Here is a 19122-nt window from a genome sequence, read left to right on the forward strand (position 1 = left end):
ACCGGGCTGAATGACAGTTTATGTTCGTAGATACCATTCTTATCGCTTTCTTTCATAGCAGGATACTCCTCGGAAGCAACTTTTGTAAAGTTCTTGCCGTCGTCCGAAACTTCTACGGAGAGTCCTCTCGCGTCAAACACCCAGTCGCCCTTCTCCACGCAAGTAGAAATAGCAACGCTCGAAATCTCGGTAGGTTGCTGAAGGTCGATAGTCATATCCATATCGTTCTTGTAGAACGCAATCCAACGACCGGTTTTGTAATTGCCATTTCCTTTCAAGCCGTCTACTAATGTAGATTCGCCTTTGAACATGTATTGCTTATTGACCGGCTGGTTGGCTACAATCGGCTTCATGCTGGATTTGCTGAAATTAACCTTTTCAGAAACCACACGGCTGTTTCCGGTAGGACGGACAGCAATGGCAGAGAAAGTTACATTTTCCTTGATTTTCAGCGGGCTTTCATAAAGCGGAGAAGCAGCGGTAGGTTCCGTGCCGTCCAAGGTGTAATGGATAGGCGCATTGTCAATGGTTGACAAAGTGATGTCCAGTGTACCGTCTGCCGGATTCGGAGTGTATTCGGCAGTTACGTTAAATACATGTTTACCATAATTGTATCCTTCCGCATCGTACCACTTAATCAGGCGCGGCAGACGGGAGAGGAAGTCTTCATAATTCTTCTTGTCGGGAGCAGACCACTGGATTTCGGACAAGGCAGCCCAACGCGGCAATACCATATACTGGGCATGAGAGAAAGTAGGAATGTATTCAGTCCAAAGGTTAGCCTGTACGCCCTTGATATATTTCTGTTCTTCCGGAGTGAGGGAAGCCGGCATCGGCTCGTAGCTATACACTCTTTCAAGAGGCAGATAACCACCGATACCGAGAGGTTCGTTCTCTGTATCTTTGGTCTGATAGTAGTCGAAATACAAGTAAGTGTTCGGTGTCATAATCACATCGTGTTTCTGCTTGGCAGCTTCGATACCACCCTTCTCACCACGCCATGACATGACAGTCGCATTCGGTGCAAGTCCGCCTTCGAGGATTTCATCCCAACCGATAATCTGACGTCCGTGGTCGTTCAGGAATTTTTCGATATGGTTGATAACAAAGCTCTGCAAACGTTCTTCCTTACTATGCTTATCGTCGGACTTCAAGCCCAGCGCCTTGATACGTGCCTGACATTTCGGACATTTCTCCCAACGCACTTTCGGACATTCGTCACCGCCTACATGGATATATTCCGACGGGAAGATTTCAATCAGTTCGGCATATACGTCTTCGAGGAATTTCAATACCTGGTCGTTTCCGGCACAGAGCACGTCTTCGGATACACCCCATTGTCTCCATACTTCGTACGGGCCACCAGTACAGCCGAGTTCCGGATAAGCGGCAAGGGCTGCCTGCATATGTCCCGGAAGGTCGATTTCGGGGATAACGGTGATGTAACGTTCAGCAGCATAGGCTACGATGTCTTTTGCCTGTTCCTGAGTGTAGAAACCGCCGTAAGGCTTGCCGTCATACTCGCCGGAGTTACGTCCGATGACTGTCTCTGTTCTCTTGGAACCGACTTCCGTCAGTTTCGGATATTTCTTGATTTCCAGACGCCAGCCCTGGTCTTCAGTAATATGCCAGTGGAAACGGTTCATATTGTGCAAAGCCATCATGTCGATATATGTCTTCACTTCATCTACGGTAAAGAAATGGCGGCTGGTGTCGAAGTGTGCACCACGATAAGAGAAACGGGGAGCATCCTTGATTTCTACCGCCGGCAAAGCTATATCCGCACCCACTGCAACAGGCAGGGATTTGCGCAAAGACTGGATTCCGTAGAATACGCCGGCTTCCGTAGGACCGGTAATGGTTATTCCGTCACCGGCAACTTTCAACTGATAAGATTCGGGATTTTCGGCTTCCGCTCCCAATGCCAGTACAATGGCGTTCTTGCCTTCTGTTCCGGCTTCGATGGCAAAGTCTTTTCCGGTAGCTGTTTTCAGATAGTCTGCCAGGAATTTTGCGTTGCGTTGCATCTTTTCGTTACCTTCCGGATAAAGGATTTTCACTCCGCTCTTCAGGATGAAGGGACTTCCCTGAGCTGTAACAATTTCCTGCGGCAAGGGGATGATCTGGTAATCAGCTTCTTGTTGCGCAGACTGGCACGAGGCAAAAAGTCCCGCCACTGCCAGGCATCCGGTTAGTTTTAAGAATTGTTTCATAAACTAAAAATTAAGTGTTAAGTTACTAATAGATATTTAATTATAGGTTTCACGAATATGTCTGAGTCTCAAAGGCAACTCCTCTCCTTTCTTGATTCGGGGAGAAGTAATGATAACCGTTTTACGTTCTCCGGGCAAGAGGTCGAAGAAGTTATCACTAAAACGGGCGCCCTGCAAAGGAACTTCGATAAAGACATCTTTTGCCAAGGCAGGAGAAAGAAGCGTCAGTTCGCATTTGCCGTCTGTCTGCTTCATCTTGCAGGTGATGGTCGTTTCGGGCAGGAGCAGGTCTTTGGTCTTCTCGAAGAAATAGACTGTTTCATCAATGATACGTCCGGACCCGTCTTTCAGGGTCAGTTGCATGAAGCAATGGCGGAACATTTCCGAAAGCCGGGTATCCGTTGAAGATTGAGAGGTTCCCGTAGATTTACGTTCTGCAAATGAGAGCAAATCGTCCTGCTTCGCCCGGTACACGCATTTGGAAGTATTTGCCGGAACCGAAAAAGATTTCAGCAGTACCGGTTTCCCAGCCTTTTTCCCTTCAAAGTCTGTTATTTTCATCTCCAATGTCATCTTCTCCATCGTATCGAGACAGTCGGAAAGAATATAAACGCACAGACTGTCATTCTGCTGAACGGGGTTGATATGGATAGGTGCGAACGCACGCTTCGCCTGATAATGCAGGGCTTTCCAGTTGCCATAATAGTCGATGCCCGACCAGGAGACAACGGGCCAACTGTCGTTCAACTGCCAGTATAGCGTACCCATGCAGTAAGGACGGTTGCGGCGGTGAGCTTCCAAGCCGTGACGTATACCTTGTCCCTGCAATACAAGTCCGACATAGACGAAATCCTCAAATTTATCGGGTACGATATAATCACGTTCCATATAGGTACGAATCAAGTCATTGCCGATGCTGCTCTTCTGATGAGCATTCATCACTTCCGATTCGATTTGGTAATCTTCGGGGGATGCGAATGTGGCAATGGTTTTCATTTCGGGGAAAGACTGGAAACCGAATTCACTCATGAAACGCGGCAAATCGGTATCCAATGATTCAAAAGGTTTCTTTCCGTACCAGACACCCCAGTTGTGGCTATCCCCTATCCCCCATGACTCGGGACGTCCCCAGTTGGCAAGGTAAGGAGAGCTATGGACGTAAAAGCGGTCAGCGTCAAGTTCTTTCACTTTGGCGGGAAGTAACTCACGGAAAAGTTTGTCATAGCCGGTCATCATCTCCTGATAAATTTCCGGGGTGTATTTCTTCTGATACCCCCAGTATTTCAGGGCTTCAAGTATCTCGTTGTTGCCGCACCACATGGCTAGCGAAGGGTGATTGCGGAGACGGCGGATGTTGTAGCAGGCTTCCGCCTCTACCCGTTTCAGAAAAGTGGGATCGGACGGATATGGGGTGCAGGCAAACATAAAGTCCTGCCAAACCAAAATTCCGTTCTCATCTGCCAAATCGTAGAAACGGTCGTCCTCGTACGTTCCGCCGCCCCATACGCGGATGACGTTCATGTTCGCTTCCTTGATGTCATGGAACAATGTCTGGTAGCGTTCGGTCGTCACATTCGTCAGAAGGGCGTCCTGCGGTATGTAGTTGGCTCCCTTGGCAAACATCGGGATACCGTTTACTTCAAAATAGAAGGATTCTCCGTCCGCATCCTTCTCGTTCACCAGACGGACGGTGCGGAGTCCTATGCGATGAGATTGTTCGGCCACAACTTTGCCGTCAGAAACCACCTGGGCAGAGAAGTCATACAATGCCGGTTTGCCCCAACCGTTCGGCATCCAACGTACCGGAGAGACGACTTCGGAAGGGATACGGACAAAGTTGATTCCGGGTTGCAGGGTGACGGGTCGGTTGACTACGCTTTCTTCCCCTTTTTCAAAGGAATAGCTGATGCGCACTTCTGCCTGAAGCGGATGAGAAAGTATATTGGTTATTTGCAGTTCATTAGACAGCTTGGCCGATTGTTCCGTCAACGACAGTTGCCTGACATGGTAATCGTTAATGGAAGCGGCGTCATAGAAACGGAGTTTCACCGGACGCCAGATACCGCTGGTCACCATGCGGATTCCCCAATCCCAGCCGTAGCTATAAGGAGCCTTACGGGAGAATACACTTAAATGTTTCTCGTGGTGGTCGTTATCCGCAGGATAATTAAATCCGTTGGATGCGTATTGAGGAAGGGTCTGCCGGATAGGCGAATGAAAATATATATGGAGTAAGTTTTCCCCCGGACGAAGTTGCGGCTTTACGGGTAACGAATAGCCGACAAACATATTATCAGCTTTCAACAGCAACGAGCCGTTAAGATAGACATCCGCATAAGTATCCAGACCTTCAAAGATGAGTTGTGCGTCGTCCCTCTTCAGTTGTTCCGCCGTGACGGCAAAAGAGGTACGGTATTCCCAGTCTTCGTTTTCCACCCATTGGATTTTCTGCTCGTTCGTTCCATAAAAAGGAGAAGGAAGGAGTTTGTGGTAAATGAGGTCTTGATGTACTGTGCCGGGCACTTCCGCCGTCCGCCATAGCTCTGTTCCTGCCTGAGCAAATTCCCAGCCGGAATGTAGGATTACAACTTCTGAATTGTCATTACTCTGTGCATACGCCATGCTGCAACAACATAGTAGTCCGCACGCAATCTGAGCCTTTTTTCCTGTCAAACTAAATATCATAGTGGGGGTATTAGATATTAACGGAGTCAAAGATATTACATTTTTGTCAATTTTCCCCCATTATTCAATCGTTATTTTTATAATTTCGGAAGTACGAATGCCGGGCTTCAACTCTCCATTGATATTATAATATGTTTTGTCCCCTCCTGCCAACGAAGCTCCGGCGCGTGCCACTCTCGGTGTACGGGTGATTTCCTGCCAGATATTCTGATTCATATTATAGACCAATACACGGTCATTAAATTTATACCATTCTACCGGATGAAGGAGATAATCTTTCTCCGGACGTTGAAGAGCTGCCAGAAAGATGTCTTTATTTACCCCTCCTGTGCAAAGCGCCAGACTGTCGTTTAACACAACAGCCGCCGCTCCCCCTAAGGATATAATGTCTCCGTCACTTCCTTTCGGGGTAGCTACCGGAGTCCACTGCCGGGATACGGAAGAATAACAGTAACCATTTGTAGAAAGTGTGGCGGGCCTCCCCTCAGTGGAAGGAGCAAATCCACCCCATAGGTAAAAACGGGCTTCGTCTCCCCTGCGCTGTCCGGCACAGACGGCTTGCGTCCGTGCGTCTCCGGGAAATTCCGGTAACTCCTGCCACCCTGCCGGAAGATTAGCCAAATCGAGACAAAGGAATGAGTTTGAAGGTTGGCCGTTTCTATTTCCTCCGGCAACAAATAGCTGTTCTCCAATCAATGTTCCACACATATTATCCAATGTATAAGGTAAAGCCGGTAATGTTTCTATCACGACTTTCCCTTTCTTTTCATTCTTCACATTTCCATTCCGCCCATCCCACCGGATTTTATAAACAGAATTCAGCGCCCCCTGTCCGTTGTTTCCTCCTATGCAGATGATGCCGTCCGGACAAGATACGGAAACCCCGTAAGCGGCAGGAACGGGAAGCTCTCCCACTTTATTCCAAAGAAGCAGAGTGTCGGGATTTATTTCTGCCGCATAGATACCTTGGTAGTATTTCTTTTTTCCTCCTTCACTAGCAGGTGTTCCGGGAAAGTTGCAGCCGCCGGCTATGAATAGTTTTCCATTCAGGATTCCCGAATAACAGGCAGAAACGCCCGATTTGATGCCTTTCTCTGATTTCGGGAATCCTTCCATTTTCTGCAAGCGGATATCAGTAATGAACCGTTCGGGTGCTTCCGCCCGAAAGGTTGATGCCGGCAAGCCTGCTTCATTCACCAGGTTCGCCCGTGTGAAAGGCTGCCAGCCATAGCGGACGTATCGCGGATGTTTTACCTGTTCACTATATACTTTTATCTGACCGTTTATTATCTCGGCAACTGCGGGGTAATAGACGCCGTCCGTTTCGGCTACTTCAAACGTGCGCAAGGCACCGCCATCCGAACTCTTTAAGCCTTTGCCATAGTCGAACGTCACAAATACCGCATCCTCACGGAAATCTGCATGACGGAACAACGGACCGGACGGCAACACGCCCGACATACCATACGTCTTATGCAAAGCCCAGCGCGCCAGTCGTTCGCCAATGGGTTTCTTATTTCTGGGATGTACGTCCAGTGAATCACCATAATCACTCGACACCGCCATTCCCGTATTCGATATTTCGTTCATCATCCTGCGCTGACTGTCACGGAACCACGGCCATGAAGGACGGGCTATACTGGAGAGCTGGACATAATAGAACGGCAGTTCCTCATTCCCCCAGTTCTTACGCCAACTGCTGATTAAGAGCTTGAAGAGTTTCTCGTGAGCCTCGTAATTATGGGCGTTCGATTCTCCCTGATACCAAATCACACCTTTGACCGGATATTGCGCTAACGGACGAATCCCCGACTCGTACAAATAACAAGGTTCGTAAGGGTGGCGTTGGAATTTCTCTTTCGACTGTTTGATGTTTAATGCAGCACGTCCGCGTACCCAGTCTTGTATAAAGTCATTGTGTGTCCAGTCTTTTAAGATAGCCGGGAAGTGGTATTCCAACGTATTCCGGTCTATCCATGATTCGGTAGGTGAACCGCCGATTGCATTGCATATCAGCCCTACCGGAACTTTCAAGCTATCCCGCAACATCCGACCGAAATAGGATGCTATCGCCGAAAAACGGGCAGCATTGTCGGGAGTACAGGTTTGCCATTCTGTGTCTTTATAATATTGAAGATGATTCAGGGAGTCGAGGACGGAAGCATCCCATTGCACCGCGTCCGTGCGCCAACGGGCTTTCATGTCATACAAGCGCAACTGTTCGTCGGCAGCTTGGGGTATGTCTTTTTTGCCGGTAGTGGCTTGGCTCAACATAAACTCCATGTTCGACTGACCGGAACATAGCCAGACTTCTCCTGCCAGAACATTTGAATATTTCAAGGTTCTTTTGGGGGTGGAGATTGTCAGCGTATAGGGACCACCCGCTTTCAACGGGGATAATTTCACTGACCACTTCCCGTCCGGTGTAGTTTTGGTAATCCACCTCTGATGGTCTATGCGAACTGTGACTTGTTCTCCCGCATTGGCTGTCCCGTGAATCAACAAAGGGGTATCACGTTGGAGAACCATATTATCCGTGTAAAGCGGGGATAATTTCAAGCCGCCATAATCTCCGGTGATAGCCGAATAAACAGTTTTTGCCATTATCGCTGCCCCTTCGGCAGTAGGATGAACGGCATCCGGCAACAAGAAAGGATAAGGATAAAGCGGTTCGTGGAAATCTATCAACTGCACACCGGCATAACGAGCTACCGTTTCGATAGCCGTTTGTATCTCGCCGTGCCAGTCACGGGTTCCCGACAGGAAACGGGCATGGCGGTCGGCAATCGGAGTCATTCGGGCTATGATAATCCGTGCGTCGGGATTAGTTTTGCGGAATGTGTCAATCAGACTTAAATAGTCTTTCACGAAAAAATCGCGGTAATTGGGCCAGTCACGAGGGTCGGTATCATTGATTCCCAAATGAATGACAACGATGTCTCCTGCAAAATCCAATGCTTTCTTATATTCTTCCTGACAGGTATAGGGGCGGTGTCCCTGATTGAGCAAGGTTGCACCGGGCTTCCCGAAGTTCCCGACTTCATAACGCTCACCCAGCAGTTTCTGCAACTGTACGGGATAAGATTGCGTTGCACGGTCGGATAATCCGGTTCCGTAGGTGATGCTGTTTCCTACGCATGCAACTTTCATCCGTTGTTGGGCAGACAGTGCGCAGCAAACGAACAGACAGACGGATAGTATCAGAATCTTTTTCATTTTTTCCGGTATTTATCTTTCTCCGATATTTAGTTCTTTCAGATATTTAACTATTTCAGATATTTAGCCCTAATATTTACTTCTTTCCAATGTAAGGTTTCACAATCTCCACCCATTTCAGATAACCTTTTCCAAGAAGATGCAAACCGTCATTTGTGTAGGCAGTGTTCATCTTTCCGGTTTGCTCGTCTATAAAGTGAGAGTACAAGTCTATATAAGTCAATCCTTCCTTCTCTGCCAGGCGGACTATTCCTTTATTGATTTCGGGGATAACCTGCCAACGGGAAGTATGCCCCTTGAACATATTGTAATGGTCGGTGACGGGAAGAACACTTTGCAGATATAGCTTTGTTTTCGGTGAATCAGCCTTTATCTTTTGAGCAATCATTCCGATACGGGATACAATCGTATCAGCGGACGTTCCACGGCTCACATCATTGATACCAATCAGCAGAAATATTTTAGCAGGTTTTCCTTTCAAGATAGCGTCCAGACGGTCATATACTCCCATACAAATATCACCGCTGATTCCACGGTTTTTCACATGTTTGTTATGAAACAGCTCCGCCCATTCGGCACCGTTCGTGATACTGTTTCCCAGGAAAATAATGTCGCTGGAAGTAACAGGCAGTTCCTCAAACAACGTAGCACGCTGGTAATAAAACGTAGAATATTTGCGTTCCTGAGCATGGCATGCCAAAGCCAGGGTCAATATGACCACTAAAAACAAGTTCTTCTTCATGGCTATTCTTTTTATTTACTAATTAGTATATCCGTTTTTCATTATAGCATATTTCTTTTTCATTATAGCATATTTCTTTTTCATTATAGCATATCCGAATTAGCTCATGGCATATTCGTTAATGCCCTTCCCCTTATGATTGGTATGTCACTTTAGTGTTTTTTCCGGTGAATAGACAAGTCCGTCTACAGCCTTCTGTCCGTCGAGAGTGACAAAAACGGTGGTGAACATCCATTTTACTAACCGGACTTCGGGGGTAGTAAACTTCCCTACCGGCAATTTCAGTAATACTTTGTTCCATCCTTTTTGCAGACGAACTTCCAAAGGGGGGCGTGCTACACAGTTTTCGTTGCCCAATGCTATTTCGTTACTTTTAGTCCGGTGGGTGGCTGTCCAGACAGGGGGGATTATTTCCTGTCCATTTATCCAGATACGGCTTTCTTTATAATCCCATTTTCCCGGCAAGGGCGGCAAGTCTGCTTCGGAACGTCCGTAATTCTGAAATTCAGCCCATAGACCGACGGTTTGTTCTTTCGGTGAATAGACATAGGTGTAGGCATAGGCTGTATGGTTCTCCTTCGGTTCTTTGTAGAATCCGGGGATAAGTGTGCCCCACACATGACGGAGATAGATTCCCGCACCAATGGCGGGGCGTACTTTGTATGTCTTTCCTGCGTAGCTGTAACTATCCTGCAAAGTTTCTTCCGGCGGGAAAGCCTTTGCCAAATCCCCTTCATTCGGGAAAGGGTCTGTTATGTTCCATTTCACATTTGTCTGACGGACGTACGCAAATGGATAGCCGGTGAAGGTATGTTCTTTATGCCACAACAGGCGACGTTCAAAATCGACAAAGTTCTTGAATAGTTCCGACTGTTCGTCGGTGGGAAGTATTGTGCCGTTCTTATCGAAGTATTCTGTTCCGCCACCTTTCCAGGCACGTTCTGCCATAGCCAGCATATTGGGATAGAAATTATTTTCAATAATCATCCCCCGTTCGGTACTGACTAACCGGTCATTCCAAACAGCCAGAATCGTGCCGGCGAGGTCGTCGCTTCCTTGTTCCTTATTATAGATACGGCTGTTGTACAATGCGATGATGTCACCGAAGGTATCGAAATGGTTCAGATAATGGAAACGCGAGTCAATGGCAGGAATACCTTCCTGTGCCTTTCCGCGATAACTCCAGAGTTGGGTCATGTCTATTTCTCCTTTTTTATAGTGCCAGCCCGGATTCCATGAGATTACTTTCTTGCCTTTGGAACGTACATAAGACACCATTTCCGGCACAAACCGGGGATTGGTAAACTGGACTTCGTCCGTACCGATATGTAAATAAGGCACATCAAACGTTTCGCAGACTTCATCCAACAGGAGTTTTAATATCTTCATCCCTTCGGGGCTTTGCATATCGTGGCGGAAGGTGCGTATGAATGCGGCGCTGTGGCCGGGAATATCTATTTCGGGGATTAACATCATGTGGTGTGCCTTACAGAATGCGACCAGTTCCTTAGCTTCTTCCAGCGTGTAATATTTTCCGGGCATCCGGGTGGTGTTTACGCTATCATTCAACATCGGGAATATCTTGCTTTCCAGCCGCCAGGATTGATTCTCGGTAAGATGCCAATGGAAGACGTTGATTTTGAATTTAGCGAGTGCGGTGATTTCACGTTTGAGTTCTTCCAGCGATATGTAGCTCCGTCCTACGTCCTGCATGAATCCACGGATACGGAAGGCAGGCCAGTCAACGATTTCAGCTCCTTGAATCTGTGTTTTTGAGTTTCTTTTCTCTGCCAGTTGCCTTAAAGTCTGCATAGCCCAATAAACGCCGCTTTCGGTCACAGCCTCAACGGTTATCCGTTTTTTAGTTACATTCAGGCGGTATGCTTCATCCTGGTTTATCGGTATTTCGGGGAGAGAAGGCAGTAGTTTCACATCAATGACGGTAGTTGCCTTCGGCGAGACGGTTCCTCCCATTTCTGCAATAAAAGCCTCCCACTCCTGTTGAAGCACAGGAGTGGAAAGCTGTACATTATTCACTTGAAAGCTGGTATGAGAGGGGGTAAACTTTTGTGGCTGGGGGAGCAGGTGACTACCACCTGCTTTTACCACTGAAACTGTGTATAAGTTAATTGTGAAATATATTAATAGTATTAATTTGTTTTTCATGATTACAGGTCGTATGTGTATCTCTATTTTATTATATCCCTTAGCCGGACAGCCTGGAAAGTCATGTGGGCTACACTACTTTCATACAGTATGCCAACCGTCTCTTTATCAATCATAGTCAGACAAGAATATCCCCATCCTTCACCCTCGTCCAACATCACCTGATGTTCGGGCAGCCAGGTGACACCTCCGTCCAGACTTGCCTTGATGGTGATATGATGGCGACCTTTAACCGTATTCGGGTTGGAGAATAAAAGAATATCCTTGTTTAATGCATTGTCTTTCGCTTTTACACTAATCAAACTTGCCATACAAACCGGTTCCTGCAAGGCTTTGCGGGAAGAGGGGTGTTCTGTCCAAGTCTTGCCGAAATCCTTTGTAGTGGAAACTGCACGGCTACCGCCACGGTTATCTCTCATGTTCAGCATCAACACGCCCGGCTCTACTTCCGCCACTTGGGCTTCTGTTGTATTGGTACGTGCGTAGTTATGGATTTTCCATGTCTCGCCACGGTCTTTGCTATACATGATTCCTGCATTCGGAATACGGGTAGAATCGATAAACTGAATCGGGAATACCAGTGTGCCGTCCTGCATGGTGATACCGCGTCCAGGTCCTTGCAGAAGGAAATACCATGAAGGGTCTTTCACTTGTTCTGTTATATTGATGGGCTTAGACCACGTTTTACCGTCGTCCGTACTCTTTGACAACACCAACTGGGCTGTATGATTCATATCCATTCCCGGATATGAGCTCCACCAGGCACGCTGATTACCCATTCCGTGTGTCCAGGCTGCCACTACCCATACTGTGTTGGTCTTGGTATCCACCAGAATCGAAGGGTCGCCGACACCGTTCTGTGCAGCAGGCAAATCACCCGTTTCGCCGAAAGCCAAAGGCAAACGCATCTTCTCCCAAGTTTTGCCACCGTCTACACTGCGGCTCAAACCTATATCCACATGCTCCTGCAAATCGACACTGCTATTATAACGTACATCATATACTCCCAGCAATGTGCCCTTATTGGTGGTCACCAATCCCGGAATACGGAAGGCTGCCGAACCGTCATCACCGGCATGGCGTACGCCCACTCCTACCCTATGAGCTATATTCTCCGGTGAAACTGTATGCATAAGGGCTTCTTTGTTATCAACTTTAATCGCAGCAATCTTAGCCGAAACCTTATCCAGCAAAGAAGCATCCGGCTTCATCTGCAAACTAATCCAGAAATAGTTTACTCCGGGGAAAAGTTTCTGATTAGCTTTTAATGTAACTTTCTGTTTCGGATTATCCACTTGCGACTTATTAATCGAATAAGAAGGATTCGCAGCCAGTGTCTTTCCCGGCGTATGGCTGGAAATATAAGATACAGGAGCAAAGAAATTCTTACCGTAGTTCTGTCTGGCTTCCGTACCACTATAATATAACTTAACGGACTGTATGTCCGCCAGATTTACATCTTTGCCAAAATTCAAAACTACTTCATCCAGACTACGACTCTCTTTGGCATTCAAACGCAGCATAAACAACACATTATCCTGTCGTTCAATCAAAATAGGAATCTGAGTTTCACGTACAAATACAGTATCCGATGCGATAGCCTGCAAGGTTCCGCAGACACACAAAAAAAGGATGGACGATAATAAAAGCAGGTTTCTTTTCATGGTATTATTAATTGTTTTGGTGCAAAGATATAAATTTATCATATTACCAGCAAATAATTAAATATTTTATTATATAAGAAGTCGTTAATAAACAAATGTCAGCGTAGTATTTTTCTTGTTGCATCTAATCTATTGCTACTTGATATATAATACTTGACTGCATTGAGCTTCTTTATTATTAACAGTAACAACATATCTCCCTTTTGCTAGTGTTGAAACATCTACTTCAAAGGAGTTCTGACCAAAAACAAACTGATTAATTAACTCTTTATCTTTGTAAATGGAAACAGTATATGTTTTAGTACTTATTTCTCTATCCGATACAATATTTAATTTTAATTTCTCCCCAGATATTACAGGAAATCACTTGCAACTGAATAATATACTATATGCCCTGTCCATCTTTTATTCCAATCTGACAAGTAACCGCTCCTGGTAACCGGGGACTGACCTAATAGTTTCACTTGTTCTGGAGTCAGCAATATATCACCCTGGAAAATATAATCACTTCCCATCTTATTCAATCGGATTCCATTCTGTAAGACTACGATTTCCTTCTTTGTTCCAGCATCATTTTTCTCATGCCCCACAGTTTCTTCCACGCCGAGTTCTTCCTTATCACAGGCTACTAACAAAAATAGTCCGACAAGTAATAATATAATGTTTTTAATTCTCATTTTCTATTATTTTTTAGGTTCCAAATCTTCCGGTAAATTCTCCGAATTCTTCTTTTCCTTCGATATTATTTTATGCAATGAATACGAAATAAGTTCCTGATCTGCCAACGTAGGGTCAACAGGCTCTTCATGTACATTTATTTCCACTACATATTCATATCCCTCTTCGTAATCAAAACCCTCAATATAAATACAGAAGAAACTCCACTTATCATCTTCCATATTTTTGGCTAAATAATAAGGGGCTAAACTTCCTGTCCAACCAGCATATCCCATCCTTTTTTCCGATGCAATAGTTAAAGTGACAATTTCGTCTTTCTTTTTTTCATTCTTACCACATCCGGTAAAGACAAAAAGAAAAGATAGGAGTAAAAATAGATATTTCATAAATATTGATTTAAAAGTCTGAGTCTACTTTAGAAAAGCCGGTTTCTTTCTGAAATCATTCATGGCTTTTTAAAGTAGACTCAAATGTTGTTAGCTGTAAAAAACTACAATCTTACTACCTATTCCTGTTCATATCCCGGAGTTTGATCGAGCAATGGATTAATATTCATTGTACTGACATCCAACGGCCACAGCAGTTTATATTCTTCATTCGTTCCAATCAAAGCTTTAGTAGCCGGATAATTAGCGGAAGCCGAGAATACCAATGATTTATGGGACGCATCCTGCATACGCACCACATCAAACCACCGTTTACCTTCCCATACAAATTCTTTATCACGTTCTTGCAATATAGCCAGCTCGTTCGCTTCAAAACTACCGTCGGTATATTCGCGTCCGGCATAGTCATCACCATAAGCACGTTTGCGTACATCATTAATATAAGTGCTGCATGATTCGCCTAATCCATTTGCAACTTCAGCCATCATAAGCAATGCATCAGCATAACGATAGACAATGACATCCGTATCATAAATACGGCTATTATTAGAATTGATTGAACCTATACATTTCTTCAGAACACAGCCAAAACTTTCATCATCCATCTCTTGCTTGGTATAATATTCAAGGAATGTAGCATCACGGCGAGTATCTTCGGCTTCGTAAGTAGACCAGAAAGCATGCGTGTATTCATGGCGGAACACGCCACCGGTTCCTTTCAAATTCAACGTATCATTCTGTATCTTTTGCCCGTCACGCCCATATACCTGTCCGATAAATACAGCATCCTGATATAGGAATTGACCTCCCCAGTTTGTTGCTTCACCGTCTGCAAAATGCAAGGTGAAAATAATTTCTTTATTATTACGGTTGGAAGTACTGAATACACTTTCATAATCAGACAATAATTCGAATTTGCCGACGACCTGACTCAAGGCAGATTTAGCGACTTTCAAGTCTTCCGTTCCGGTAGCAGTATGTCCGGTAATAGTGACTTTGGCCGACCACATATAGATTTCAGCCTTTAGCATCAAGGTAGCAGCCTTAGACCACAACGTCTTATCATAATTGTTCGCTATCGTCACATCTGCATAATTATCTTCCGATTTATTAATATCACTCTTTATAAATTGAAGCGTTGCTTCCGGTGTGGAGCGTTCTACATAAAACTTATCCGCCGTCACCTTGCCATTCAACAATTCAACTTCAGTCACGATAGGCACACCGCCATACGTTCTGTAAAGCATGAAGTAATACAATGCCCTCATTCCATAGGCTTCGGCCAGATAATGTTTCCTATCCGTATCCCCTAGAAAACTGCATTCATTTTCTACATTCTGAATAAACAGGTTGACTTTCATAATTGGAGAATAAAGACCATACCAATTGCTAATGCCCGGTCTGTCCTGGTCAATCACATTTGAACGTAAGTTGGCATAATTCAAACTGGTATTTTCGGATGAAGTACCTACACGTTGTGTTCCTCCGCGAACTTCCCCCAAAACATAGAACATATCGTAATTGGCTCTCAACTGAGCATGCAATCCGGTCATGTAGCCCGATACCTGTGCCTCATTTTTCCAATAATCACCCCCGCCGAAATAATCTTCCGGAGATAAATTCAATGAATCACAGGACGTATAGAGGACAGAGGACACAAACAAAGAAATGATGTATATTATTTTTTTCATAATCTGTCTTTTTATATGTTAGAAAGAAACGTTTATACCAAAAATTACTGAACGAGGCAATGGGTATCCACCGTTATTATCCGCCTTTTCCGGCGAGAATAAATGCTTCGCTTCTGTCAGATAGCCTAAGTTTTGCCCTGTAACAGAAACTTCGACATTACTCAATTTAGCCTTTTGCGCCCATATTGACGGCAATCGGTAAGTAAGAGAAAGTTCACGAAGCGCCAGATAATTACCATTATACACAAACATGGAAGAGCTACGGCAATAGTTTCTTTTTCCTAACTGATCCGCCCAGACATAAGTGGGATATTTAGCGTTCGGATTATCCGGTGTCCAAGTGTCTTTAGTTTCCTGGATAGTATTGTAAGTACCTTGCGCACAAGCCATAATCCACATTGATTTCCAGTCTACCGCTTTAAACCCTAACGCATAGTCGAAGCGTGCGGATAGTGTCAGGTCTTTCCAGCTTACGTTCGTATTGAAACCGCCTGTCCATCTGGGAACCGTATTCCCGACTTTTACCATATCATAATTATCAATCACTCCATCTCCATTGACGTCTTTCCATTTCACATCACCCGGCTGGATAGGCAAGGCATTTGCCGACTTCCCGTCATCAACCAACTTTTGGTAACCTTGCGCCCCACCGTATAGCGGACGACCGGTAGAACCATTATTACCGGAAGTTATGTCAATCAGATTAGCAGGAATCTCATCCTGTGATTTGTAGATGCCTTCAGCCACAAACATGTACAGGTCACCCGGACGCTGTCCTTCCTGATAACCGCCAACCCACATTTTCTCGTCGCCATTGCCGGTATATACCTGATAGGATTCCTGGCGATTGCGTTCCAGTCCATTGTCGGGCAAAGCTACCACCTTGTTTATATTCAGCGCTCCATTCCAGTTCAAATTCCATTTCCAGTCTTTCTTGTCAATGATACGGAAGGCGAGTTCAAACTCGAATCCCTGATTCTGGAACTTACCATTATTGGAAACTACGGAATTGACTCCCGAATTACCAGGTACGGTAATGTTAGCATACTTGTCCGTCGTCAAACGATTGTAATAAGTAAGGTTGGCATTAATTCGATTGGCAAGAAAACCAAGGTCAAGACCGACTTCAAAGGTTCTGGATTTCTCCCACTTCAAATAGGAATTAGGAATGCTTCCCATAAGGAAACCAGCCACGCCGTTATATGTCTGGGCACCGTATGACCCCTGTACAGTATAATTGCCTACAAAATTCTTGTTGACATTACCATTCAGACCAAAACTGGCACGCAGTTTACCAAATGAAAGTATATCGCTTGTGTTTGCCATAAATTTCTCTTTACTGAAAACCCATCCGGCTGATGCACCCGGAAATACTCCCCAACGGTTGTCTTCCGCCAATTTGGAATAGCCGTCTTTTCTAAGAACTAATGACAGCAAATATTTTGATTGATAATCGTAGTTCACACGCCCGAAGAAAGACATGATACGCTGGCGGGAATGCCAAGAGTCAATGGAGCGTTTTCCTTCTTCTTTTGTAGTATATTGTAAATCCATAAAGTCGTCTGTCGGAGCGCCCGAACCAGATGCATTGAAACCTTTGTTGTAAGAATCATAATACTCAAAACCGGCCATTGCATCCAAATAATGATCTTTGTTAATCTGATAATTATAATTCAATACAGCGTTATAAGTCTGATCCAACGTGCGGTCATAAGAGGCGGAAGTGCCGCGCGATGTAACCTTGTTACCCGGAGAACTCAAATAGTCTTTATTAAAACTTTCAACTTTCTCTTCCTGATAATACCAAATTGCGCCTAACTTTAGTGACAGCCCTTTCATAAAATCAATAGTAAAGGACTGGTTCATTGTAAATTTGTCTGTATTTTGGTCACGAACAAATTTATCAAAATTATATTGTTGGTTACCGTCTCCCGAGTTAGGGCCCAGCAACCTTTCCCCCTCTGCATTATAGCCGCGGAAAGTAGGCGGCAAGGACAAACAACGCGAGAAGTAATTGGCCTCGGCTGTCTGAGTGGCAGGCAGACCATTCCACGTAGCGTCTGCAAAGTTAAAACTGGAACTGGAAGTCAACCATTCTTTCAATTTATAATCGGCATTAAAGGTAAAGGTGATTCGCTTATACCAGTTACCGTATGCCGTACCGTCACTCTTATTGTAACCTAGTCCGGCGTAATAGCTTCCCTTTTCATTTCCACCGCTTACACTTAAATTATAATCCTGCGAAAATGCAGGAGTTTGGATATTGAAATCTGCAATGTCTGTGTTTTTATAAATAAGCTTGTCACCATATATAGGGTCAATCATCGTTTGCCACCCCTGGTCAAGCAGAAACGCCAGATTATCGGCATACTTCATTGTACTCCAAATAGCAGAACTCGTTTTATTACCGTCCAAAGGTGTCACTCCGTCGCTTCCAAAATAAGCATTACCTGTACCATAGGGAGTAGCGGTCGTCAATGAGCCGAGAGAAGACCATGCTTTCACAGCGCTCCCGTCCGGGTGCTTCATGTCCCCCATATAGGCATTCTTATATCCCATGCGCATCCAATAAATATAGTCTCCGGCATCCAGGAACTCATAAGAGTTTTTAAAATAGTTGAACCCGAACTTTGCCTTCAGATTGACTTCCGCTCTTCCGCTTTTTCCGCGTTTGGTTGTAATAAGAATCACACCGTCATTGGCACGGGCACCGTAAATAGCTGTTGCTCCGGCATCTTTCAGGACCTCCATTGATTCGATATCATCAGGATTGATATCACTCAAAGAAGAACGCACCTGCCCATCAATCAAGATAAGAGGAGAACCCGAACCGTCAAAGTTCGTACCACCACGAAGCACCAAAGTCGGGGTGCTGCCGGGATTACCGGAAGTCTGGCTCACGGACAGACCTGCGACAGCACCGGATAATGCCTGACCGGGATTTGAATATAATCCCTGTTTCAGTGTTTCTTCCTTTACTTTGGAAATTGAGTTAGTGACTTTAGTACGTAACTGTTTGCCACCATAACCTGTTACGACCACTTCTTCCAACATCTCGGAATCTTCTTTCATTTGTATCCGGAAAGAAGTCTTTCCCTTAAGGTCAATCGTTTGCACCTGATACCCGATGTACGAAACTCTAATTTTCCCGTCCGGATTCATGTTTAATACAAATTTACCATCAATGTCGGTAATAGTACCATTTGTCGTACCCACTTCGACAACACTCGCTCCGATGATTGGCTCACCAGTAGCATCGCTCACCACACCAGTAATTGTTTTTGTCTGTGCCACAGCTCCTATGGAGCAGAAAAGACACAACACAAGCAAAAAGATGTCTTTTTTCATTAGTATTACTTTTAGTTAATAAATAAGAAATTTTTAAATGCTTATCCAAGTCCAATTAGAACTTATTTTCCAGTAATACTTGTTTCCTTATGCCAGATTCGCTTTTAGAATTTCAATTAAAACAAAAACCACACTTTTTACTCTCTCCTTTTTCTACTATTTCGAATAGTTCCATTTACCCTCTAATTGTTCATTTTATAATTCGTTTTTTTATATTTAAAAGCATATATAGAAAAATAATTTATTAAATGATTTGCGGTTATTAATAATATACATATATTTGCAGCAGTTTTTAATCATACATTTTATTATCAAAGGATGAGTCATCTATAA

Annotated in this window: 10 protein-coding genes; all 10 read right to left on the bottom strand. The window is 44.7% G+C overall.

Annotated elements, in window-relative coordinates:
• Positions 1-2213, bottom strand: a 2213-nt coding sequence (locus RDN93_RS10575; RefSeq protein ID WP_308745490.1) for a glycoside hydrolase family 20 protein, incomplete at its 3' end; no start/stop codon positions are given.
• Positions 2214-2249: 36 nt separating this feature from the next.
• Entirely contained in the window at positions 2250-4898 is a 2649-nt protein-coding gene (locus tag RDN93_RS10580; protein WP_308745491.1) for a glycoside hydrolase family 2 protein, read from the bottom strand.
• Between the two features lie 60 nt (positions 4899-4958).
• On the bottom strand, positions 4959-8114 hold the full coding sequence (locus RDN93_RS10585; protein WP_308745492.1) for a cyclically-permuted mutarotase family protein: 3156 nt from the start codon (positions 8112-8114) through the stop codon (positions 4959-4961).
• A 76-nt stretch (positions 8115-8190) separates the two neighbouring features.
• Positions 8191-8856, bottom strand: coding sequence for an SGNH/GDSL hydrolase family protein (locus RDN93_RS10590; protein ID WP_308745493.1), 666 nt, complete (start codon positions 8854-8856; stop codon positions 8191-8193).
• 147 nt (positions 8857-9003) lie between these two features.
• Positions 9004-11022, bottom strand: a complete 2019-nt coding sequence (locus RDN93_RS10595; protein WP_308745494.1) for a family 20 glycosylhydrolase — start codon at positions 11020-11022, stop codon at positions 9004-9006.
• Between the two features lie 23 nt (positions 11023-11045).
• Positions 11046-12686: a sialidase family protein gene (locus tag RDN93_RS10600; protein ID WP_308745495.1), complete on the bottom strand. Its 1641-nt coding sequence runs from the start codon at positions 12684-12686 to the stop codon at positions 11046-11048.
• A 353-nt stretch (positions 12687-13039) separates the two neighbouring features.
• Positions 13040-13363, bottom strand: a complete 324-nt coding sequence (locus RDN93_RS10605; protein WP_308745496.1) for a hypothetical protein — start codon at positions 13361-13363, stop codon at positions 13040-13042.
• Positions 13364-13369: 6 nt separating this feature from the next.
• The gene (locus RDN93_RS10610) at positions 13370-13750 is read right to left on the bottom strand and encodes a DUF4377 domain-containing protein (protein WP_308745497.1); all 381 of its coding nucleotides are present in this window, start codon (positions 13748-13750) and stop codon (positions 13370-13372) included.
• Positions 13751-13869: 119 nt separating this feature from the next.
• The gene (locus tag RDN93_RS10615; RefSeq protein WP_308745498.1) at positions 13870-15441 is read right to left on the bottom strand and encodes a RagB/SusD family nutrient uptake outer membrane protein; all 1572 of its coding nucleotides are present in this window, start codon (positions 15439-15441) and stop codon (positions 13870-13872) included.
• Between the two features lie 18 nt (positions 15442-15459).
• Positions 15460-18789 (bottom strand): TonB-dependent receptor, encoded by a 3330-nt coding sequence (locus RDN93_RS10620; RefSeq protein ID WP_308745499.1) that lies wholly within the window; start codon positions 18787-18789, stop codon positions 15460-15462.
• Positions 18790-19122 lie beyond the last annotated feature (333 nt).

It is taken from the genome of uncultured Bacteroides sp., assembly GCF_902491285.1.
Taxonomy (GTDB): domain Bacteria; phylum Bacteroidota; class Bacteroidia; order Bacteroidales; family Bacteroidaceae; genus Bacteroides.

Coding starts and splice junctions, on each gene's coding strand:
- RDN93_RS10580 (WP_308745491.1), bottom strand. CDS start 4,898: ATGATATTTAGTTTGACAGGAAAAAAGGCTCAGATTGCGTGCGGACTA.
- RDN93_RS10585 (WP_308745492.1), bottom strand. CDS start 8,114: ATGAAAAAGATTCTGATACTATCCGTCTGTCTGTTCGTTTGCTGCGCA.
- RDN93_RS10590 (WP_308745493.1), bottom strand. CDS start 8,856: ATGAAGAAGAACTTGTTTTTAGTGGTCATATTGACCCTGGCTTTGGCA.
- RDN93_RS10595 (WP_308745494.1), bottom strand. CDS start 11,022: ATGAAAAACAAATTAATACTATTAATATATTTCACAATTAACTTATAC.
- RDN93_RS10600 (WP_308745495.1), bottom strand. CDS start 12,686: ATGAAAAGAAACCTGCTTTTATTATCGTCCATCCTTTTTTTGTGTGTC.
- RDN93_RS10605 (WP_308745496.1), bottom strand. CDS start 13,363: ATGAGAATTAAAAACATTATATTATTACTTGTCGGACTATTTTTGTTA.
- RDN93_RS10610 (WP_308745497.1), bottom strand. CDS start 13,750: ATGAAATATCTATTTTTACTCCTATCTTTTCTTTTTGTCTTTACCGGA.
- RDN93_RS10615 (WP_308745498.1), bottom strand. CDS start 15,441: ATGAAAAAAATAATATACATCATTTCTTTGTTTGTGTCCTCTGTCCTC.
- RDN93_RS10620 (WP_308745499.1), bottom strand. CDS start 18,789: ATGAAAAAAGACATCTTTTTGCTTGTGTTGTGTCTTTTCTGCTCCATA.